The 19961-nt window shown below is 65.1% G+C and carries 18 protein-coding genes and 5 pseudogenes; 17 read left to right on the top strand and 6 right to left on the bottom strand.

Features of this window, described 5'->3' with window-relative positions; genetic code table 11:
• From P1U75_RS16990 to P1U75_RS16950, 9 genes and pseudogenes are all read left to right on the top strand, one after another.
• A pseudogene (locus P1U75_RS16990) lies at window positions 1-341 on the top strand (transposase); the annotation flags it as partial.
• Between the two features lie 224 nt (window positions 342-565).
• The gene (locus tag P1U75_RS16985; protein ID WP_300245314.1) at window positions 566-2113 is read left to right on the top strand and encodes an AMP-binding protein; all 1548 of its coding nucleotides are present in this window, start codon (window positions 566-568) and stop codon (window positions 2111-2113) included.
• On the top strand, window positions 2110-2883 hold the full coding sequence (locus P1U75_RS16980; protein WP_300245312.1) for an SDR family oxidoreductase: 774 nt from the start codon (window positions 2110-2112) through the stop codon (window positions 2881-2883). The genes P1U75_RS16985 and P1U75_RS16980 overlap by 4 nt, the downstream gene beginning before the upstream one ends.
• A 69-nt stretch (window positions 2884-2952) precedes the next feature.
• Window positions 2953-4149, top strand: a complete 1197-nt coding sequence (locus tag P1U75_RS16975) for an ABC transporter substrate-binding protein (protein WP_300245311.1) — start codon at window positions 2953-2955, stop codon at window positions 4147-4149.
• A gap of 54 nt (window positions 4150-4203) precedes the next feature.
• Window positions 4204-5085: a branched-chain amino acid ABC transporter permease gene (locus P1U75_RS16970; RefSeq protein WP_300245310.1), complete on the top strand. Its 882-nt coding sequence runs from the start codon at window positions 4204-4206 to the stop codon at window positions 5083-5085.
• Window positions 5075-6004, top strand: a complete 930-nt coding sequence (locus P1U75_RS16965) for a branched-chain amino acid ABC transporter permease (protein ID WP_300245309.1) — start codon at window positions 5075-5077, stop codon at window positions 6002-6004. Before P1U75_RS16970 ends, P1U75_RS16965 begins: the two co-directional genes overlap by 11 nt.
• On the top strand, window positions 6001-6753 hold the full coding sequence (locus P1U75_RS16960) for an ABC transporter ATP-binding protein (protein WP_300245308.1): 753 nt from the start codon (window positions 6001-6003) through the stop codon (window positions 6751-6753). The genes P1U75_RS16965 and P1U75_RS16960 overlap by 4 nt, the downstream gene beginning before the upstream one ends.
• Window positions 6750-7472, top strand: coding sequence for an ABC transporter ATP-binding protein (locus P1U75_RS16955; RefSeq protein ID WP_300245307.1), 723 nt, complete (start codon window positions 6750-6752; stop codon window positions 7470-7472). Before P1U75_RS16960 ends, P1U75_RS16955 begins: the two co-directional genes overlap by 4 nt.
• 248 nt (window positions 7473-7720) lie before the next feature.
• Window positions 7721-7798 (top strand): annotated as a pseudogene (locus tag P1U75_RS16950) (IS6 family transposase); the annotation flags it as partial.
• A 9-nt stretch (window positions 7799-7807) separates the two neighbouring features.
• Here the strand turns inward: P1U75_RS16950 and P1U75_RS16945 are convergent.
• Window positions 7808-7936: pseudogene (locus tag P1U75_RS16945) on the bottom strand (IS481 family transposase); the annotation flags it as partial.
• A gap of 57 nt (window positions 7937-7993) precedes the next feature.
• Here P1U75_RS16945 and P1U75_RS16940 point away from each other — a divergent pair.
• Window positions 7994-8179 (top strand): annotated as a pseudogene (locus tag P1U75_RS16940) (IS3 family transposase); the annotation flags it as partial.
• 198 nt (window positions 8180-8377) lie between these two features.
• Here P1U75_RS16940 and P1U75_RS16935 read toward each other — a convergent pair.
• The 3 genes from P1U75_RS16935 to P1U75_RS16925 all read right to left on the bottom strand — a co-directional run bounded on the left by P1U75_RS16935 (window position 8378) and on the right by P1U75_RS16925 (window position 11538).
• Entirely contained in the window at window positions 8378-10210 is a 1833-nt protein-coding gene (locus P1U75_RS16935; RefSeq protein ID WP_300245306.1) for a M3 family oligoendopeptidase, read from the bottom strand.
• Between the two features lie 87 nt (window positions 10211-10297).
• Entirely contained in the window at window positions 10298-11248 is a 951-nt protein-coding gene (locus P1U75_RS16930) for an alpha/beta hydrolase (RefSeq protein ID WP_300245304.1), read from the bottom strand.
• On the bottom strand, window positions 11248-11538 hold the full coding sequence (locus tag P1U75_RS16925) for an SCP2 sterol-binding domain-containing protein (protein ID WP_300245303.1): 291 nt from the start codon (window positions 11536-11538) through the stop codon (window positions 11248-11250). The genes P1U75_RS16930 and P1U75_RS16925 overlap by 1 nt, the downstream gene beginning before the upstream one ends.
• Window positions 11539-11607: 69 nt before the next feature.
• On the opposite strand from P1U75_RS16925, the gene P1U75_RS16920 reads away from it, so the two are divergent.
• The 6 genes from P1U75_RS16920 to P1U75_RS16895 all read left to right on the top strand — a co-directional run bounded on the left by P1U75_RS16920 (window position 11608) and on the right by P1U75_RS16895 (window position 17685).
• The gene (locus P1U75_RS16920) at window positions 11608-12177 is read left to right on the top strand and encodes a tetratricopeptide repeat protein (protein ID WP_300245302.1); all 570 of its coding nucleotides are present in this window, start codon (window positions 11608-11610) and stop codon (window positions 12175-12177) included.
• A gap of 33 nt (window positions 12178-12210) precedes the next feature.
• Window positions 12211-15177, top strand: coding sequence for a DEAD/DEAH box helicase (locus P1U75_RS16915; protein ID WP_300245301.1), 2967 nt, complete (start codon window positions 12211-12213; stop codon window positions 15175-15177).
• Between the two features lie 7 nt (window positions 15178-15184).
• Entirely contained in the window at window positions 15185-15559 is a 375-nt protein-coding gene (locus tag P1U75_RS16910) for an RNA-binding S4 domain-containing protein (protein ID WP_300245300.1), read from the top strand.
• 63 nt (window positions 15560-15622) lie between these two features.
• On the top strand, window positions 15623-15961 hold the full coding sequence (gene fdxA / locus P1U75_RS16905; RefSeq protein ID WP_300245298.1) for a ferredoxin FdxA: 339 nt from the start codon (window positions 15623-15625) through the stop codon (window positions 15959-15961).
• Window positions 15962-16244: 283 nt separating this feature from the next.
• The gene (locus P1U75_RS16900; RefSeq protein WP_300245296.1) at window positions 16245-16754 is read left to right on the top strand and encodes a CarD family transcriptional regulator; all 510 of its coding nucleotides are present in this window, start codon (window positions 16245-16247) and stop codon (window positions 16752-16754) included.
• A 133-nt stretch (window positions 16755-16887) separates the two neighbouring features.
• A complete protein-coding gene (locus P1U75_RS16895) occupies window positions 16888-17685 on the top strand; it encodes an ion channel (protein ID WP_300245295.1) in 798 nt (265 codons plus the stop codon).
• Here the strand turns inward: P1U75_RS16895 and cobS are convergent.
• Entirely contained in the window at window positions 17682-18455 is a 774-nt protein-coding gene (gene cobS / locus P1U75_RS16890) for an adenosylcobinamide-GDP ribazoletransferase (protein ID WP_300245293.1), read from the bottom strand. The genes P1U75_RS16895 and cobS overlap by 4 nt on opposite strands.
• Window positions 18456-18535: 80 nt before the next feature.
• On the opposite strand from cobS, the gene cobT reads away from it, so the two are divergent.
• Window positions 18536-19552, top strand: coding sequence for a nicotinate-nucleotide--dimethylbenzimidazole phosphoribosyltransferase (gene cobT / locus P1U75_RS16885; protein ID WP_300245292.1), 1017 nt, complete (start codon window positions 18536-18538; stop codon window positions 19550-19552).
• Between the two features lie 22 nt (window positions 19553-19574).
• On the opposite strand, the pseudogene P1U75_RS16880 reads toward cobT, so the two are convergent.
• Window positions 19575-19961: pseudogene (locus P1U75_RS16880) on the bottom strand (potassium transporter); the annotation flags it as partial.

Here is a 19961-nt window from a genome sequence, read left to right as displayed (position 1 = left end):
GCGTGATGGGGGGGGCCGGGCGCCCTCCGGTATTCTGCAATGCTGCCATCCGGTTCTGCCTGACGATCCAGGTTCTGTTCAAACTGCCCCTGAGACAAACGGCCGGGATGGTGGCGAGCCTGTGGCGGCTGGCAGGGCTGGACTGGCCCGTGCCCGATTACTCCACCCTCTGCCGCTGGCAGAAGACCCTGGCCGTCCGGATTCCCTGTCGCCGCGCCGATGGCCCGGTCAATCTTAGCATCGGCATCAAGTTCCTCGGGAATGGGGAATGGCAGGCCCGCAAGCATGGTGTGCAGGGACGCCGCCAGTGGCGCAAGGTGCATCTGGCCATGGATACGGGCACCGGCGATAGCAGCAATAGCATGTAGCAATGACCAGAGTTTCGCCGCCTTCCTCCCGCTCCCGGCAACCGCAATTCAACTCAGACGAGCGTCAACAGGACCTAAAAACGAACATACGTTAGAAAATTCTTGTGCCAAAATGACCGGCCAGCTAGAACGTCCTTGTTTTCTGAGGGGGCAGTGTCGGGCCAAAGCTTGCCCGGCCCAGATTCGAAGGCGGGGGAATGACGGCGACATCACTGGCATATTGTCTGGAAACAGCGGCTACGCTCCTTCGAGATCGGCCCTTTCTGATTACCGAGAGTGGCGAGACCACGTTCGGAGAATTCGACGCGCTTTCGGGCCGGCTGGCCAATGTGCTCCTGGCGTACGGCATCGGCCGGGGCGACGTCGTGGGGCTCTACCTGCCGAGTTGCCCGTTTCTGAGTGCGGGCTACTTCGCCTGCCAGAAGATCGGCGCCATCGCCGCGCCTATCTCTAGCTTGACTCGCGCGCAAGAGGTTCGTGCGCTTCTGGAGCGGACGCAGATGCTCGTGATGGTGGTGGATACGCAAACGGCAGCCGAGGCGGTACGCGCCTGTCAGGCGGCGGCACATGAGGTGACGATCCTCGTCAGCGGCGGCACCGTTGCTGGCGCCGTTCCGCTCGACGCCGCCGTTGCCTCGGCGAGCGTGGAGTGCCCACCGCTGCCGCTGCGCCCGGACGATCCGGCAGCGCTCTTCTTCACTTCCGGCACCACGGGCGCACCCAAAGGCGCGGTGCAGACCCAGCGCAGCATCACCACGACGGTGCGCGACATGGCGGTTCACGCGGGCTTTAGCTGGGACCGCGAGGTGTTCCTTTGTGCGTTGCCCGTGTTCAACAACTTCGGTGCCACGGTCATGGTGAACGGCGCGATCTACAATGGGGCACGCGTTGTCATGTTGGAGCGCTGGGATACACAAAAAGTACTCGACGAGATCACCCGGCACCGGGTGACCTTTATGGCCGGTGCGCCGACGATGTTCCTCTACATGCTGAGCGAATTCGATCCGAGCCGGCATGACCTGTCCTCGATGCGTCTTGCGGTCGCGGCCGGCGCCCCCGTTTCGCCGGAGATCCTGACGCGGTTCCAAGAGGTGACCGGTGTGCCCATTCTTGAGCTTTACGGGGCGACCGAGGTTTCAGGCGGGGCCACCGCCCAGCCGCTTGTCGGCGTGCGCAAGCGCGGCTCGGCCGGCGTTCCGCTTGGCAATTCGCGCATTGCGATCGTCGACGAGGACGGTGCGCCCGTCCCTGTCGGCGAAACCGGCGAGGTGCGCATCTCGGGCGACATAGTGGGTGCTGGCTACTGGGGCGACAAAGAGACGACCGCCGCGAGCTTTTCCGAAGCGGGCTGGCTGAGCGGCGACATCGGCTACCTCGACGAAGACGGCTATCTGTTCATTGTCGACCGCAAGAAGGACGTGATCATTGCCGGTGGTTTCAACATCTATCCAATCGAGGTGGAAGACCTCTTGTTCAGCCACCCGGACGTCGGGGTATGTGCGGTGATCGGCGTGCCCGACAAAGTGAAGGGAGAGATTCCTGCCGCCGTTCTCATTCCCCGCGCCGACCGGTCGCTGGACCCCGCCGCGCTGATCGACTTCTGCCGCGAGAACCTTGCCGCTTACAAGGTGCCGCGCCGCTTGTTCACGGTCGATGAAATGCCTCACGGTCCCACCGGGAAAATCCTGAAGCGCACGCTGCGTGACTGGCTTGCCGAAGGGCGCCTGACCGAGGTAACACCATGAGTTCTTTTGAAAAACCGCTCGCCGGTCGCGTCGCGCTGGTCACTGGCGCGGGCGGACCGATGGGTCAGGCGATTGCAATGCGCCTTGCCGCAGATGGGGCGAACCTTGCGCTCATGGACATCTCCGGCAACCGGCTTGCCACCGTGCGTGAGGCGATTGCCGAGCGCCACCCGGACACGGCGCTGCACGCCGTGCGCACTGATGCGCGCAAGTGCGACGAGGTAAAGGAGGCGTTCGCCGGCTTCAAAGACGCCCTGGGCGCCCCCGACATCCTTGTGAACGTCGTCGGCGGGATCCGCGGCGGCACCCTGATCGAGCCGATCATCGGGATGAGTGAGGAGCGTTTCGACGGGACGTTCGAGCTCAACCTCAAGCCGCTGTTCTGGATGGTCAACGCGGTCGCACCCGAAATGACGCAGAACGGCCGCGGCGCCATCGTCAACGTCTCATCGGTCACCTATGCGGGCGACGGTGACCAGCCGGAATACGCCGCCGCCAAGGCCGCCGTCGCCTCACTGACCCGTTCCCTCGCCGCGGAACTGGCGCCGGCGGTGCGGGTCAACGCCGTGGTGCCTGGCCTTATCCAGACGTCGGTCATGGACAACGCGCCACTCGAGATGGTCGAGGCCTATACATCGCGCACACTCTTGAAACGGCTTGGTCGGCCCGAAGACATCGCCGGCGCCGTCTCATTCCTTGTCGGGCCAGACGCCGACTATCTGACGGGCGTGCTTTTGCCGGTGGCCGGAGGGATCGTGGCAATTCTCTAGGCCACCCGTATGAGCCGCGGACAACGATTGAACCAACAAACGATATAACCAACAGAGGAGACAGAAGAAATGTACACGACCAATTGGCTTCGCCCGCTAGGGGCGGCGGCTCTCACGCTTTTGCTTGCACAGGCAGGCGCAGCGCAGGAGACCCTGAAACTTGGCATTTCGGCGCCTTTGTCGGGTGCGGCTGCCACATGGGGCCTCGGTATGGAATGGGCGGCTGAGCAAGCGGCCGAACGCGTCAACGCAGAAGGCGGTGTCACGGCGAACGGCAAGACTTACATGTTCGATATCGTGAGCTACGACAACAAGTACAGTGCCACCGAAGGTGCACGCAACGCCCAGACAATGTTGAACCGCGATGGCATCGATTTTATCGCCGGCACCATTGGGACTGCACCGGTCCGTGCAATGCAGGCACTGACCGAGCGCAAGGGAGTGATCCTGTTCACTACCGCCTGGGGCAAGAGCGTGAAGGGACCGGAGTTTCCCTTTACCTTCACCCAGATGAACACGCCGTTCGAAATCCTGGTACCATTCTATAACTTTATCAAGGAACAGCACCCGGACCTTAAGACCGCGGTTCTCATCAGCCCGAACGATGCCACCGGGCAGGAACTAGAGCCGGTGGCGGTAGAGACCTGGAAGAGCCTCGGGGTCGAGATGTTGGCAAGCGACTGGTACGAACGCGGCACCACCGAGTTCCAGCCGATTGCCACCAAGATCGCAACGCTCAATCCGGATCTCGTTGATTTCTCGGCCGCGCCGCCGACCGATGTCGGGTCGATCCTGAAAGAGCTTGACGTCCTGGGCTGGAACGGCGTGAAGGTCATGTCGGCCGGCACCTCTGTCGACGCCTTGACGGCGGTTGCCGGTGAGGCTGCAGAAGGTGCCTATCTCGGTGCGTCCGCCGACTTTAGCGGCGAGACGGCAACCGAGGTGCAGAAAGAGCTGAACGCCGGCGCGCGCGAGGCGCTTGGTGAGCCACTGAACGGCATCACCATTTCGTCCTACGACGCGATCATGGCGCTGCGCGCCGCGATCGAAGAGGCCGACAGCATCGATCCGGCGAAGGTGCAGGCCGTGCTTTCCTCGGTGCGCTTCGAATCGTCCTATGGCCCGTCCGGCTTTGGCGGCGAGGCGACTTACGACTATCCGCAGCAATTGCTCATCCCGGTGATCGTCACCCGTGTAGAGAACGGCAAGGCGGTCGAGCTTACGCGGAGCAATCCCGCCGAGCTCGAGGCGTTGATCAACGACTGAAAAGGGCGCTGCCGTAGGCGGTTGTGGCCGCCTACGGTGCCCGGATGAGGTGAAATGGAACTGTTTGTCCAACTGCTCGCCAATACTCTGCAGATCGGCGCGGTCTACGTGCTGTTCGCCCTCGGGCTGACGCTGATCTTCGGGGTGATGAAAATCGTGAATTTCGCTCACGGCGCCTTTTTTACCGCTGCGGCCCTGATCGTGACATCAGTGGTGCCCTTTGCCACCGTCGAGCTCGGGGTGCCGCTTTGGGCAGGCTACCTTCTAGCGGCCATTGTGGCGATCGTTGTCGTCCTCTGTCTCGGCGCGCTTGTCTACAGTATCGGCTTCCAGCACGTGCTGAAGGATCTCAACGGCTCCTTCATCCTGTCAATCGGACTGCTTCTCATACTCAACGGGGCCTACCTTGCGATCTACGGCGGCGCTCCACGTACCGTGCCGCAGGTCCTGCCCGGCACCGTCAGCATCTTTGGCGCCGCACTCACGGCACAGCGCCTGGCGCTGGTGATTGTCGCCGCCGTCGTGACGGGCGGGCTATATCTTCTCATCGAACGCACCCGGCTCGGGCTTGCCCTGCGCGCCGTGGCGATGGATCAGGAGGCGGCGATGCTGCAGGGCATGCCGTTTAATCGCGTCGCACTTTATGGTTTCCTGATTGGTGCCGCGCTGGCCGCCTGTGCGGGCGTTCTGATGGCTCCGATCAACGCGGTGACGCCGGTCAGTGGCGATGAATTTCTGATCAAGGCGTTCATCATCATTATCATTGGCGGCCTCGGCTCTGTCACCGGCGCCATAATCGGCGGCCTCTTCATCGCACTAATCGAGAGTATGGGCGGGTATTTCTTCGACCCGTCAACCGCGACTCTGGCCATGTTCATTCTGGTCATAGCCTTCCTGCTCGTACGTCCTCAAGGAATTCTCGGAAATGTGGAATAGACTTCCCGGCGTCTGGATCTGCGTAGCTATTGCTATTGCTTCCGTGCTGTTCGCGCTGCTGGCGACGAACGCTTACTACACATCGCTCGTCGTCTGGGTGCTGACAAATGCCGTGCTCGCCTCGGCCTTGCGTTTCGTGCTGCAGATCGGCGAACTCAATATCGCCACCGCCGCCTTCTTTGGCATCGGCGCGTACACGACGGCGATCACGGCTGTTCTCTTGGGCTGGCCGTTCTGGTTGACGCTCCTGCTCGCGCCGCTGGTCGCGGGCGCGCTCAGCGCGCTGTTCGGCTGGGTCACGCTGCGCACCAAGGGTCCATACTTCCTGCTGGTCTCCTTCGCGGTCACAGAAGTCGTCCGCCTAATATATACGCAAACCAACGCAATCGGGGGCAATTCCGGCCTTGTCGGCATGTTTCCCCCGATGGCGATTGACGCCTACTATCCCGCACTCGCCGTCGCGCTTCTTGCCGCAACGCTCTTTGCGCTGTACGGCGTCGAACGCAGCGATCTCGGTCGCCTGTTCAAGGCGATCGAGAACAACGACGCGATTCCCCGTTCGGTCGGTCTGAACGTTGTCTTGCTGAAGGTTCTGTGCGTCGTTATCGCGGGATCGGCGGTCGGGCTGGCCGGCGGGCTCCACGCCTATGCGAACAACGTCATCGCGCCGTCCGACTTCACCTTTTTCGTCGCCATCCTCGCACTGGCCTACGTCAAGATCGGCGGCGAGGGGCACGCCTTGGGGCCGGTCCTCGGGGCCGCGTTGCTGACCCTTGTGGGGCAGTGGGTCGCCGGTATCTCCGCCTGGGAGAACATCTTCTACGGCGCGGTTATCGTGGTCACTCTTCTCGTCTTTCCGGGCGGGCTGGTCGGTCTGGCCGCGCGCGCGCGGGGTCTTGTCACCCGGAGCGCACGATGAACGCGGCGGTGAGCATGCCCGCGGGTGGCGAGGTGATCCTGCGCGCCGAGAATCTGGAGCGACGCTTCGGTGGGCTGACAGCCGTCAGCGGCTTTTCCTTCGAACTGCGCGAAGGCGAGATCCTGGGCCTTATCGGCCCGAACGGCGCTGGCAAGAGTACTACCTTCAACCTGATCAGCGGCTTTCTGCGCCCAAGCGGCGGACGCCTCTTTGTGAAGGGGCGCGACGTAACCGGCGCGAGCGCCAAGACGATAAGCCGTCTTGGCCTCGTGCGCACGTTTCAGCACGATAGCCTCCTTAGCGAAATGAGCGTTGTCGACAACATCCTCATCGGAACCTATCACCAACGGCTTGCGCACGAGAAGCGCATGGAAAAGGTCCGCGAGGTTGCATCGATGACCGGTCTTGCCGACCATCTGCAGACAACCGCCGGCAATCTTCCGCATGGCCTGCAGCGGATGTTGAGCATTGCGATCGCCCTCGCCGCCGAGCCGCAAATCCTGTGCCTCGACGAGCCGCTTACCGGGCTGCAGGGCGCCGAGGTCAGTTCCGCGCTGGAACTATTCGAGAAACTACGCACGACGCACGGCCTGACCATCCTGCTTGTCGAGCACAACATGCGGGCCGTCATGCGCGCCTGCGACCGTGTAATCGTGCTCAACTACGGTCGTCTTCTCGCCGAGGGCTCGCCGGAAACGGTCAGTCGGGATGAGGCGGTGATTGAGGCTTATCTGGGGCGCGGACGATGACTGCAGACACAACAATTCTATCCGTCGACGGGCTGTGCGTCAGCTACCATGGCGTGCCGGCCTTGCAGGATGTCTCGCTCGGTATCGAGCGCGGTGCTATCACGACGATCGTTGGCTCCAACGGCGCCGGCAAGACGACGCTGATGAAGGCAATCGCCGGATTGCTCGTTCCCGAACGCGGGAGCGTGCACCTCTTTGGCCAAGACGTCGGCGGGCGGACGCCGGCAGAGATGGTGCAGGCCGGCGTTACGCTGGTTCCCGAGGGACGCCGCCTTTTCGGTCAGATGAGCGTGCGCGATAACCTGATGACCGGTGCCTATAGCCGCACCGACCGGTCGGCGATCGCGGCGGATTTCGAGACCGTGCTCGGACACTTCCCCGCCTTGCGGGACCGGCTGAGCGCGCCTGCAAGCGCCCTCAGCGGTGGGCAGCAGCAGATGCTGGCCGTCGGTCGCGCGTTGATGGCCTCGCCGCGCCTTGTGCTGCTCGACGAGCCGACGATCGGTCTCGCCCCGGCCGTCGTCGATACCATTTGCGATATCATCGAGACGATTTCGCGCAACGGTGTCGAGGTCCTGCTGGTGGAGCAGAACGCGCATATTGCGCTGGAACTTGCCGCGCACGCCTACGTCATGGAGAACGGTCGCATCGTACTTAGCGGCAGCGGAAAAGAGCTGATGCACAACGATCAGGTGCGCGAGGCCTATCTCGGCCTTTGAGCGAGGCGCTGCTGGAAGCAGCGGCGCGTCGCGCTCGTCCTCGCTGGCGCGTTGGGCCGAAGATGACGCGCGCGTTGGCAACAAGGGTCGGCCCTGCCTGCGCGCGCGCTTTCTTTCGCTGCGTCTCTTTCAGACCACCGAGCCCATTATCGACGCCGGCTGCGACGTCTGGAACGGCCCCGTTGCCGGGCCGGGGGCGCTGTCAGAAGGAATCCTGTTGAAGCAGGGCGGCCTCGTAGCTTCCGGCCATGACGAAACGCGACCCCTTCAAGTACTTCCACAGCAGCCCCGAGATCATCCGCCTGGCGGTCATGATGTACGTGCGCTTGGGTGACGGCGAACTTGCTGGTCCGGTCAATGCCGACAAAGAGATGGAGTTTGCCCTCGGCCGTCTGAACCTCGGCGATGTCGATGTGGAAGAAACCGATGGGATAGCGCTTGAACTTCTGCCGCTTTGGCTTGTCCGCTGCCCGGCAGTGCATTGCGAAGCAATGTCACGAGAAGGGCCCTCAACATCTGGTAACGCCGCTGTTGAAACCTTCTTCAAAACCATCAAGGCCGAGATGATCTGGCGACGGTCATGAGAAACCCGGCGGCAGGCTGAGATGGCCATCTTCGAATACATCAACGGCTTCTACAATCCACGCCGCCGACACTCAGCACTGGGCTGGAAATGCCCTGTCGCTTTCGAACGGAAGGTGGCCTAAACGAGCACTTGGGGCGGCACGAAAACGGGACAGGTCCAGTCACAAGCCACGAAGCCTTTGGAGATGGTAGTAATTTTGTATGACTTTTTTAAAAAAATCGTGGTCTCTCCCTTGGAGCGTTTCTAGGACGCTCGCCTTGCCGGGGCGCCGCCCGTTCGCGAGCGAATCGCTCCCCCGGAGCATTTCCGGGGAGCTCGCTCACCCTTCCATCGCCTCCAGCTCGTCGATGAACCCCTCGATCATGCTCAGCCCCTTGTCCCAGAACTTTGGGTCGGTGGCGTCGAGGCCGAAGGGGGCCAGCAGATCCTTGTGGTGCTTGGACCCGCCCGCCTTGAGCATCTCGAAATACTTGTCCTCGAACCCCTCGGCCCCCTCGGCGTAGACCGAGTAGAGCGCGTTCACCAGCCCGTCGCCAAAGGCATAGGCATAGACGTAGAAGGGCGAATGCACGAAGTGGGGGATATAGGCCCAGAACGTCTCATAGCCGTCCATGAAATCGAACACCGGCCCGAGGCTCTCGGCCTGCACCGACATCCACAGGGCATTGATGTCGTCCGGGGTCAGTTCCCCCGCCCGGCGCGCCGCGTGCAGCTTGCATTCGAAATCATAGAAGGCGATCTGGCGCACCACGGTGTTGATCATGTCCTCGACCTTGCCGGCCAGCAGCACCTTGCGCTCGGCGTCGGTCTTGGCGGTGTCGAGCATCTTGCGGAAGGTCAGCATCTCGCCGAACACCGATGCCGTCTCGGCCAGGGTCAGGGGGGTGGAGGACAACAGCTCGCCCTGGCCGGCGGCCAGCACCTGGTGCACGCCGTGGCCCAGCTCATGCGCCAGCGTCATCACGTCGCGCGGCTTGCCAAGGTAGTTCAGCAGCACATAGGGATGCGCGTCGGTCACGGTGGGATGGGCAAAGGCGCCCGGCGCCTTGCCCGGTTTCACGCCGGCGTCGATCCAGCCCTTGGAGAAGAACGGCGCGACGATCTCGCCCATGCGCGGATCAAAGGCGGAATAGGCACTCATCACCATCTGTTCGGCATCGTCCCAGCCGATCTTGCGGGTCGCCTCCATCGGCAGCGGCGCGTTGCGGTCCCAGACCTGCATCCGGTCGAGGCCGAGCCACTTGCGTTTGAGCTCGTAATAGCGGTGGCTGAGGCGCGGATAGGCGGCGACAACAGCGGTGCGCAGCGCCTCGACCACCTCGGGCTCGACGTCGTTGCTCAGGTGCCGCCCGGTCTGCGCCGTGGGCATGCCGCGCCAGCGATCGACGATCTCTTTCTCCTTGGCCTGGGTGTTGTGCACGCGGGCAAAGGTCTTGATCGCCCCGCCAAAGACGCGGGCCAGTTCGCGCGCGGCGGCCTCGCGGGTGGCGCGGTCCTGCTCGGTCAGCAGGTTCAGCGTGCCCTCGATGCCCATGCTCTCGCCCTGAACCTCGAATTCCAGCCCGGCGATGGTCTCGTCGAACAGCCGTTCCCAGGCGTCGCCGACCACGCCCAGATCGTGCAGGAATTTCTCCAGCTCGTCGGAGAGTTGATAGGGTTTCATCGCGCGGATGCGGCGGAACACCGGCTCGTAGCGCGCCAGATCGGCGTTCTCGGCCATCAGCGCGGCAAGGCGGTCATCCTCGATCCGGTTCAGTTCCAGCGAGAAGAACACCAGCGGCGTGGTGAAGTTGGTGATCTTTTCCTGGCAGTCGGACAGGAATTTGGCGCGGCCCGCATCGGTGGTCTGCTGATAGTATCGCAGCCCCGCGTAGGACATGATGCGCCCCGCCACCTGGGTGATCTTCTCGTCGCGCAGCACACAGTCGAGCAGGTCCTTGGCATCAAGCGCGGCCAGCTTGCCCTCGTAATCGGTGGCGAAATCGACGCAGGCCTGTTCCAGCCAGTCCAGATCGCGCTTGAGCTCGGCCGCGTCCTCGCCGCTGTAAAGGTCGCTGAGGTCCCATTCCGGCAGGTCCCCCAGCGGCGCGGCGCCGGTTTCGGGCTTTTCCAGGGTCGGGCCTTTTTCGAACGTCAGGGCGGCGAAACGCATTATGAGGAACCTCTTGTTTGTCTACCCCCGTGATTAAGGGTGGACGCCGGGTGGTTCAAGGCGAAGCGGTGACGCGGCCGCGAGCATTCAGGCCGGGACCGGCGCGGCGAAATGCCCGGCGATCTGGTCGAAGAGGCGGGCGCGGGTCTCGGGGCCCTCCATCATCACCTCGTGCTGGGCGCCCTCGACGATTTCCAGCCGGCCCTTGGGCCAGCCTGCCATGCGGGTGCGGATCGCGTCTGTGCTGACGATGCTCTCAAGGCCGCCAAGCAGGGTGAGACAGGGCGGGTCGGGTGCGGGCAGGCGCGCCAGCTGCGCGGTCTCGGTCAGCGCCTCGTGCATCCAGCGCAGGGTCGGGCCGCCAATGCCAAGCTCGGGGTGGGCGGCCAGCTGGCGCTGCATCATCAGGTACATCTCGGGGTCGGTGGTCAGCGCGTTGCCTTCGAATTCCTGCTTTTCCACGTAGTTCTGCCGCCCGGTGGTGGGCATCGGCCGCCCACCCAGCCCCAGCAGCGGCCCGAGATAGGCGGCGCCATAGGCCACCGGGCGCAGCAGGCCGGGCATCGAGATGCCCCACATCGGGCCGGAAAAGGCGGCGCTCTCGACCGGCAGCCCCTCGATCAGGGCGCGCAGGCCGATGCAGCCGCCCATGGAATGCGCCAACAGGTGAAACGGCCGCGGCAGGTCGAGTTTCGTTGCGGCCTCGAGTGCCGCCGCGACATCGTGCTGGTAATCGCCGAACCGCCCCACATGGCCGACGCGCGGATCGTCGGTCACCCGGTCGGCAAGGCCCTGTCCGCGCCAATCGACCGCCAGCGTGGCAAAGCCGCGCGCGGCCAGGTCGGCGGCGGCGGGGCCATATTTCTCGATATACTCGGTGCGGCCCGGGAACAGCAGGACGGTGCCGCGCGCGGCCCCCTCGGGGCGCCAGCAGCCGACGCGGATTCGCACCCCGTCGGCGCAGGTCAGCCACCGGGCGCTGCCGCCGGGCGGGCCGTCGGCCACGTCGTCATAGAGCGGGGCCGACGAACCGGGCATCAGGCCAGGACCGAGGCCAGCTTCATCGCCAGGCCCATGTCGCCATCGACGGTAAGCTTGCCGCTCATGAAGGCGCTGGTCGGGTTGACTTCGCCCGAGACGATCCCCTCGAAGGTTTCCTGGTCGGCGGTCAGGGTCACGTCGGCCTCGTCATCGGAGACCCGCGCGCCGCTCGCGTCCAGCACGATAGCGCCGAGATCGCCGACGCTCAGCTTGGCCGAGCCGTCAAAGGCGCCGCCGGCCAGTTTGTCGTTCAGTTCAGCCGCTGCCTTTTCAAGAAAGTCGCTCATGATGTCCTCTCACTCGCTGGGCTTGCGCCTCTGGTATTTGGCGCGAGCCGCGTTACATTGTCCATTGTTATGGGCGTTAAACATGGCAATCTCAAAGGTATCGTGACGGCAACCGCCATCTTTGCGGCGTTTTGCCTGCCGGTGGCTGCGCAGACGGCGGATACCGGCGACGAACAGGCGCTGCTTTCGGCGCTGGCCGATGCCGATCCGGCCGACGCCCGGCGGCTCGAACGCGAGCTTCAGGCATTGTGGAGCCGGAGCGACTCGGCCGCGATGGATCTGCTTTTCAAACGCGGGCGCGAGGCGTTGAAGGCAGGGGATGTGGAGGCCGCCATCGAGCATCTGACCGCGCTGACCGATCACGCGCCGGATTTTGCCGAGGGCTGGCATCTGCGGGCCTCGGCCTATTTCGAGGCCGGGCTTTATGGCCCGGCACTGGCCGATCTGGAACACGCGCTGACGCTCAACCCGAACAACTACGGCGCGATTTTCGGTCTGGGCGCGATTTTCGAGAGCCTGGGCGACACAGAGAACGCGTATCGCGCCTACAAGCTCGCGCAGTCTATACATCCCAATCACGAGGGCGTAACCGAGGCCCTGGACCGCCTGAAGCCCGAGGTCGAGGGCAAGGCGCTGTAGCCCCGGAAAGCGGGCCAGCATGGGGCGAGAGTGATGGGCAACGGGGCATCCCGGATCATGGCCGTGCTGGGGCCGACCAATACCGGCAAGACGCATTACGCGATCGAGCGTATGCTGGGCTATCGCACCGGCGTGATCGGTCTGCCGCTGCGTTTGCTCGCGCGCGAGGTCTATGATCGGATCGTCGCCGCCCGCGGTCCTTCTGTCGTGGCGCTGGTCACCGGCGAGGAGCGGATCGTACCGCCGCGCAGCCAGTATTGGGTCTGCACCGTGGAGGCGATGCCCGACGGGATGGGCGCCGATTTCCTCGCCGTGGACGAGATTCAGCTTTGCGCCGACCCGGAGCGCGGCCATGTCTTCACCGACCGGCTGCTGAGGGCGCGCGGCACGCTCGAGACGCTGTTCCTGGGTTCTGACACCATGCGCGGGCCGATCCGGGCGCTGGTTCCGGAGGTGGAGTTCCAGCGCCGCGAGCGGATGAGCCAACTGGTCTATTCAGGTTCTAAAAAGATAAGTCGCATGCCGCCGCGCAGCGCGATTGTCGGGTTTTCGGTTGATAATGTCTATGCCATCGCCGAACTGATCCGGCGGCAAAAGGGCGGCGCGGCGGTGGTGATGGGGGCGCTGAGCCCGCGTACGCGCAACGCACAGGTGGCGCTGTACCAGAATGGCGAGGTCGATTACCTGGTCGCCACCGACGCCATCGGCATGGGGCTGAACCTCGATATTGACCATGTCGCCTTTTCCGCGCTGTCGAAATTCGACGGCCGCCGGATGCGGCCGTTGGCGCCCAACGAACTGGCGCAGATCGCCGGGCGGGCGGGGCGCGGCATGGCCAACGGCACCTTCGGGGTGACCGGCGATGCGCGGCCGCTGGACGATGGGGTGGCGCAGGCGATCATGGAGCATCGTTTCACCCCGCTGAAAAAGCTCAACTGGCGCAACGCGGCGCTGGAGTTCGGCTCGGTCGAGCGGCTGATCCGCGCGCTCGAGCAGGCGCCGGGGGACGAGGTTCTGGTCCGCGCGCGTGAGGCCGATGATCTGAGCGCGCTGAAGACGCTGAGCCAGGTGGCCGAGGTGGCCGCGCGGGCCAGTGACGGGCCAAGCGTCCGGCTGCTCTGGGATGTTTGCCGCATCCCGGATTTCCGCGGCATCAGCCACGCCGAACATGCCGGCCTGCTTGAGACCATTTTCGGCCATCTGCACCAACGCGGGGGGATCCCGGACGATTTCCTGGCACGCCAGATCCGGCGGATTGACCGCACCGACGGGGATATCGACACATTAAGTAAACGTTTGGCCTTTATCCGAACATGGACCTATGTCGCGCAGCGTCGCGGCTGGGTCGGTGACGAAAGCCATTGGCGCGGCGAAACCCGCGCTGTAGAAGACAGGGTGTCGGACGCGCTGCACGAGCGCCTGACGCAGAGATTTGTGGACCGGCGCACCAGCGTGCTGCTGCGCCGGCTCAAGCAGAAGGAGGCCCTTTTGGCCGAGGTAAACGACAAGGGTGATGTGACCGTCGAGGGCGAATTCGTCGGTCGGCTGGAAGGGTTCCGTTTCTCGCCGGACAAGGGCGCTGCCGCCGGCGCCGAGGAGAAGGCGGTCAAGTCCGCGGCATTGCAGGCGCTCGCGCCGCATTTCCACCTGCGGGCGGATCGGTTCTACAATGCGCCGGATACCGAGATCGACTATACCGAACAGGGTGGTCTGATGTGGGGCGAGCATGCGGTGGGCAAGCTGGTGGCCGGCGCCGATCCGCTGAAGCCGCAGGCCGAGGTCTTTGTCGACGAGGCCGCCGGGCCGGATGTGGCGCAGAAGGTGCAGCGCAGGCTGCAGCACTTCATCGACCGCAAGATCGCGGCCCTGTTCGAGCCGCTGCTGAACCTGCAGCGCGACGAGGCCCTTTCGGGACTGGCCAAGGGCTTTGCCTTTCGCATGGTCGAGTCGCTGGGCCTCTTGCCGCGCGCCAGCGTGGCGCAGGACGTCAAGGCGCTGGACCAGGAGGCGCGCGGCGCCTTGCGCAAGCATGGCATCCGGTTCGGTCAGTTCACCATCTTCATGCCGTTGCTGCTGAAACCGGCGCCGACCCGGCTGCGGCTGGTGCTCTGGGCGCTGGCGAACGGGCTGCAGGAGTTTCCCGAGGCGCCGCCGCCGGGGCTGGTCACCGTGCCCACGGCCAAGGATGCGCCCGAGGGCTATGACATCATGTGCGGCTATCGCGCCGCCGGCGAACGCGCGATCCGCATCGACATGCTGGAACGGCTGGCCGACATGCTCCGTGCGCAGGACAGCCGCGGCGGCTTCGAGGCGACGCCCGACATGCTGTCGATCACCGGCATGACGCTGGAACAGTTCGCCGACCTGATGCAGGGGCTCGGATATCGCGCCGAAAAGGGCGAGCGGGCCAAGGTGAAGCCGGTCACACCGGTGGCCGAGACGGCCGCCGAATCCTCCCCGGCAGAACCGGCGGCACAGCCCGAGACGGCACCGGAGGCGACCGAGCCGGGCGAAGCGGCTCCGGCCGCCGAGGTCGAAGCCGTGGCCGACCCTGTGGCCGAGGCCCCCGCCGAGGAGGCCGCCGCCGAAGCCCCGGCGGAGATCCCCGCACCCGAAGCGCCTGAAACACCCGCAGAGCCCGGTGAAGAGGCCGCGGCGGACGCCGCCGAGACGCCCGCCGAGGCCAGCGACAAGGCCAGCGACGAGGCGCCCGAAATGGAGGTCTTCTATACCTTCGCCTGGGCGCGCAGCAACGCGGGGCGTGGCAGGGCCGCCCATCAGGGCCATTCGGACAAGGGACGCAGCAACCAGGATCGCGGCAAGCCGCGGGACAAGGAGGGGTCCAGACCGCGCGGCAAGAAGCCCCAGGGCGGCAAGCCCAAGGGCGAACGCGGGCAGGGCGCCAAGAGTTTCAGCGCCCGGCCGCCGAAAAAGGAAAGGCCGATCGACCCCGACAACCCCTTCGCCGCCGCGCTGATGGGGCTGAAGACCGACAAGTAGCCCGGGCATGACAGAGCCCGCCGCCAAGCTGCGCCTGGACAAGTGGTTGGTCCACGCGCGGTTCTGCAAGACCCGCAGCGTCGCTGCCGGACTGGTCACGGCGGGGCATGTTCGGGTCAACGGAGACCGGGCGCAGAAACCGGCGCAGACGGTGGCGCCCGGCGATGTGCTGACGCTGAGCCAGCCGCGCGTGGTGCGCGTTCTGCGCGTCGAGGCGCTGGGTCTGCGGCGCGGACCGGCCGATGAGGCGCGGACATTGTACACCGAATTGAGCGAGAGCCGGGACGAAACGCCGCCCAATCCGCGCTTTGAGGGAAAGGGGCGTCCGGGCAAGCGCGAGCGGCGGGCGCTTGATCTTTCCCGACTGCCGGGGACGGATTGACGCCTTGAAGAACTGCGCGCGCTGTTCTAGCTAGGGGCGGATACGCTCAGACGGGACCCTGCCATGACCTATGTTGTGACCGACAACTGCATTGCCTGCAAATACACCGACTGCGTCGAGGTCTGCCCGGTGGATTGCTTCTATGAGGGCGAGAACATGCTGGTCATCCACCCGGATGAATGCATCGACTGCGGCGTCTGCGAACCCGAATGCCCCGCCGACGCGATCCGCCCGGATACCGAGCCCGAAATGGAACCCTGGGTGGAGTTCAACCGCAAGTACTCGGAGATGTGGCCGGTGATCATCACCAAGAAGGACCAGCTGCCGGAAGCGGAAGATCGCGATGGCGAGACCGGCAAACTGGACAAGTACTTCTCGGAAACGCCCGGCGAGGGCGGCTGACTGATTCGAGCGTGAGCGCCGGGAAATCGCGTCAGGACGGCGCGGCAAGCCACTGAGAAATATAGGGTTCTCGGGCTGTATATACACGACCCCTTTCAAAAAGCGGCGTGATGTGCTATATATGTTCCTTACAGTTGATCGAAACGCCTGGGCGTCCCCATGCAGGAAACAAGCGGTGGGGTGAAGTAAACTTGTCGAAAATTCAGCATGACGGGGCATGGTGCGTGACCCGGTGCTGTTTTTTTGTCGCTTTACGGACCGGACGATAACAAGGAAGACCTGAATGACCAAGTCCAAGAAGCTCGAATTCCGCCCGAACGAATACGTCGTCTACCCTGCCCACGGGGTCGGACAGATCGTGTCGATCGAGGAACAGGAAGTGGCCGGCCTCAAGCTGGAGCTGTTCGTGATTTCTTTCGAAAAGGACAAGATGACTCTGCGGGTGCCCACCAACAAGGCGACCGAGGTCGGCATGCGCTCGCTCAGCTCGCCCGACGTGATCGACCAGGCGATGAAGACGCTGAAGGGCAAGGCCAAGGTCAAGCGGGCCATGTGGTCGCGCCGGGCCCAGGAGTACGAGCAAAAGATCAACTCGGGCGATCTGATCTCGATCGCCGAGGTGGTCCGCGACCTGCATCGCACCGATGACCAGCGCGAGCAGAGCTATTCCGAGCGGCAGCTTTACGAGGCCGCGCTGGAGCGTCTGACCCGCGAGGTTGCCGCCGTCTCCGGCGGGGACGAGATCCTCGCCGCCAAGCAGGTGGACGATGTGCTGATGTCTCGCGCGGCCTGACCCGCGGCCCTTTGATACCGATTGGCCGCGCTCGTAACGGGCGCGGTTTTTTCATTGCCGAACGGGCGTTTCCAGCCGTTTTCTCGCCCGCGTTGCCTTACGGTTTTCCCCCGCATCGCGCTTGGTTTCCCGCATGAGCCACGACACCGACCCGGCTGGAGACAGCCTGAAGACCCGCGTCAAGCGCCTGTACAAGGGGCAGGAGCCCCTTTCGGTGCGGTTCCGCTATGCGCTGATCGCTTTTGACGGGCTGAGCATCCTCTACTTCATCGTCACCGCGCCCTTTGCCTCGTCTCTGTCGGTGCATGTGGTCAACGCGGTGGTGGGCCTGATGATTCTGCTGGATTTCTGCGCCCGGCTCTGGATCGAGCGCAATCGCCTGCGGTTGCTGCGCCAGGTGCACACGCTGGCCGACCTGGTGGTGATCGTGGTGCTGGTGCTCGATCCCTTCCTGTCGCACAGCCTGGCGTTCCTGCGGATCCTGCGCGGGCTGCGGCTGATCCATTCCTATCACCTGCTGCGCGACCTGCGGCGCGACAGCGCGTTTTTCCGGGCGCGCGAGGATGCGGTGATCGCGGCGGTCAATCTGACCGTGTTCCTCTTTGCCACCTCGTCGCTGGCCTATGTCCTGTTCTTCGACACCCAGCCGGGGCTGGCGACCTATATCGACGCGATCTATTTCACCGTCGCCACGCTGACCACCACGGGGTTCGGCGACATCACCCTGCACAGCACGCCGGGCAAGCTGTTCTCGATCTTCGTGATGGTGTTCGGTGTGGCGCTGTTCTTGCAACTGGTGCGCGCCCTGTTCCAACCTCAAAAGGTGCGGTTCCGCTGTCCCGAATGTGGGTTGCTGCGCCACGATCCGGATGCGGTGCACTGCAAGCATTGCGGCCATATCCTGAAAATCCCGACGCCGGGGGCGGATTAGGCGCCGGAAACCCCGGCCAGCAGCGCCAGCAGTGCCGCGATCTCGGCGATTTGCTGTGCCGCGCCAAGGATGTCGCCGGTCTGACCGCCCAGCTGGGCCCGCGCCTGCATACCGACGCAGATGACGGCCAGCGCGGCGCAGAGCGCGGCCGCGAGGGCGGACCAGCCGGTGCAGACCAGCGCCAGCGCAACCGCCAGCGCCACGGCGCCCCGCACCGGGCCGGGCCCCGGTCGGCCCACACCATGCGACAGCCCGTCAGTTCGGGCGTGGGGCAGGGCGGCCATCAGCGCCGGCATCCCCGCGCGCGACAGCACCGCCGCCGCCAGCACCGCGCCCCAGGCCCCGGCCGCGATCAGCCCCGTCAGTGCGGCCCAGCGCAGCCCGGCCGAGAGGATCAGCGCCAGCACCCCGTAGCTGCCGATCCGGCTGTCGCGCATGATCTCCAGCCGCCGCTCTCGCGTCATACCGCCCCAGAGCCCGTCCGCACTGTCGGCGAGCCCGTCCTCGTGCATCGCACCGCTCAGCATCGCCTGCGTCACCAGCACCAGCCCGGCGGAGATCGTCGCCGGCAGCCCGGCGCCGATCGCCAGCGCGCCCAGCAGGCAGGCGGGGGCCGCCACCGCCAGCCCGGCCAGCGGCCAGGCCCAGGCCGACCGCGCCTGATCCGCGAGGGCGGCAGCGGGCAGATGCGGCAGCGGCAGCCGCGTCAGCAGGGCCAATGCGACGGCGATATCGTACACTCCGGCGGTCAGAATGTCGCTTTTGCGCATAATGCTTCTCTTTTGCGGGTTGTGACCGTCCCGGACCGGGTTAAACACCGGAGCCTGACTTGATGCAACGCAGGTGGCACATGCTTCCCGACTTTCATGACCTCGACCAGTTCCGCGCCATCCTGGCCGGGGCGCCCGAACCCGATGCGGTGTCCCGCGCCGGTGCCGAGGCGCGCAACGGCCAGCTGACCAAACCCCCCGGCGCGCTGGGGCGGCTGGAGGATCTGGCCATCTGGTATGCCGCCTGGCGCGGCGATCCGCGCCCCAGGGTCGAGGCGCCGCAGGTGATCGTCTTTGCGGGCAACCACGGGGTGACGGCACGAGGCGTGTCGGCCTTTCCCGCCGATGTCACCGCGCAGATGGTGGCGAATTTCCGGGTCGGCGGCGCTGCGATCAACCAGTTGGCGCAGGCGGCGGGTGCACGGATGGACGTGATCGCGCTGGAGCTTGACCGCCCGACTGCCGATTTCACTCAAGGTCGGGCGATGAGCGAGGCTGAGCTTTGCGATGCCCTGCGCACCGGCTGGGCGGCGGTCGGCGAGGATGCCGATCTGCTGGTGGTTGGCGAGATGGGGATCGGCAATACCACCTCGGCCGCGGCACTGTGCCATGCGCTTTATGGCGGTGAGGCCGGTGACTGGACCGGGCGCGGCACCGGGCTCGATGATGCAGGAATGGCGCAAAAGGCGCAGGTCGTCGCGCAGGCTGTGGAGTTGCACAAGCCGCAGATCGGCGATGGGCTGGACGCGCTGGCACGGTTGGGCGGGCGCGAGATCGCGGCGATGGCGGGCGCCATCGCGGCGGCCCGTCTGCGGCGCATCCCCGTGCTGCTCGACGGGTTCATCTGCTGCGCTGCCGCCGCCTGCCTCAAGGCGGTAAACGCGCGCGCGCTCGATCATACGCTGGCCGGCCATCAGAGCGCGGAACAGGCCCACCCCGCGCTGCTGGCGCGTCTGGGCCTGGAGCCGCTGCTGTCGCTGGGCCTGCGCCTGGGCGAGGGCTCGGGGGCGGCGCTGGCGATCCCGGTGCTGCGTGGTGCGCTGGCCTGCCATTCCGGCATGGCCACCTTTGACGAGGCCGGCGTCAGCGCCGGCTGAGGCGGGCAACCCGGCCCCGGGCTCAGGCGGATTTCTTCTCTTCCTCCTGGGCCAGTTCCTGCAGCGCCGCCTCGAGTTCCTTTTCCAGTTCCGACGCCCGCTGGATATAGGCGGGATTCTCGCTGGCCGGGATGTCCGGATTCCAGACCTTGGCCAGTTCCCGCACCGTGTAGCGGTCATGGGAATAGAACATCTGTTCGGCGCGCGCGGCCTCATACTCGCTGAGGCCGATGTTTTCCAGCACGTAGCGCCCGGCGCGCAGCGAGCTGTCGAACATCTCGCGCACGATGTCGTCGGCGCCGACACGGTAGAGCGCGAAAACGTGGTTGCGGTCATGCGCCCGGGCGACGATGTGCAGATCGGGCCGCTCCCGTCGGGCATAGCCGACCAGTTTGGTGGCGCGGGGGGG

This window comes from Antarcticimicrobium sp. (genome assembly GCF_029212575.1).
Taxonomy (GTDB): domain Bacteria; phylum Pseudomonadota; class Alphaproteobacteria; order Rhodobacterales; family Rhodobacteraceae; genus Antarcticimicrobium.
Note: the sequence above shows the minus strand (reverse complement) of the source record. Positions and strands in the feature narration are given on the sequence as shown.

Coding starts and splice junctions, on each gene's coding strand:
- P1U75_RS16985 (WP_300245314.1), top strand. CDS start 566: ATGACGGCGACATCACTGGCATATTGTCTGGAAACAGCGGCTACGCTC.
- P1U75_RS16980 (WP_300245312.1), top strand. CDS start 2,110: ATGAGTTCTTTTGAAAAACCGCTCGCCGGTCGCGTCGCGCTGGTCACT.
- P1U75_RS16975 (WP_300245311.1), top strand. CDS start 2,953: ATGTACACGACCAATTGGCTTCGCCCGCTAGGGGCGGCGGCTCTCACG.
- P1U75_RS16970 (WP_300245310.1), top strand. CDS start 4,204: ATGGAACTGTTTGTCCAACTGCTCGCCAATACTCTGCAGATCGGCGCG.
- P1U75_RS16965 (WP_300245309.1), top strand. CDS start 5,075: ATGTGGAATAGACTTCCCGGCGTCTGGATCTGCGTAGCTATTGCTATT.
- P1U75_RS16960 (WP_300245308.1), top strand. CDS start 6,001: ATGAACGCGGCGGTGAGCATGCCCGCGGGTGGCGAGGTGATCCTGCGC.
- P1U75_RS16955 (WP_300245307.1), top strand. CDS start 6,750: ATGACTGCAGACACAACAATTCTATCCGTCGACGGGCTGTGCGTCAGC.
- P1U75_RS16935 (WP_300245306.1), bottom strand. CDS start 10,210: ATGCGTTTCGCCGCCCTGACGTTCGAAAAAGGCCCGACCCTGGAAAAG.
- P1U75_RS16930 (WP_300245304.1), bottom strand. CDS start 11,248: ATGCCCGGTTCGTCGGCCCCGCTCTATGACGACGTGGCCGACGGCCCG.
- P1U75_RS16925 (WP_300245303.1), bottom strand. CDS start 11,538: ATGAGCGACTTTCTTGAAAAGGCAGCGGCTGAACTGAACGACAAACTG.
- P1U75_RS16920 (WP_300245302.1), top strand. CDS start 11,608: ATGGGCGTTAAACATGGCAATCTCAAAGGTATCGTGACGGCAACCGCC.
- P1U75_RS16915 (WP_300245301.1), top strand. CDS start 12,211: ATGGGCAACGGGGCATCCCGGATCATGGCCGTGCTGGGGCCGACCAAT.
- P1U75_RS16910 (WP_300245300.1), top strand. CDS start 15,185: ATGACAGAGCCCGCCGCCAAGCTGCGCCTGGACAAGTGGTTGGTCCAC.
- fdxA (WP_300245298.1), top strand. CDS start 15,623: ATGACCTATGTTGTGACCGACAACTGCATTGCCTGCAAATACACCGAC.
- P1U75_RS16900 (WP_300245296.1), top strand. CDS start 16,245: ATGACCAAGTCCAAGAAGCTCGAATTCCGCCCGAACGAATACGTCGTC.
- P1U75_RS16895 (WP_300245295.1), top strand. CDS start 16,888: ATGAGCCACGACACCGACCCGGCTGGAGACAGCCTGAAGACCCGCGTC.
- cobS (WP_300245293.1), bottom strand. CDS start 18,455: ATGCGCAAAAGCGACATTCTGACCGCCGGAGTGTACGATATCGCCGTC.
- cobT (WP_300245292.1), top strand. CDS start 18,536: ATGCTTCCCGACTTTCATGACCTCGACCAGTTCCGCGCCATCCTGGCC.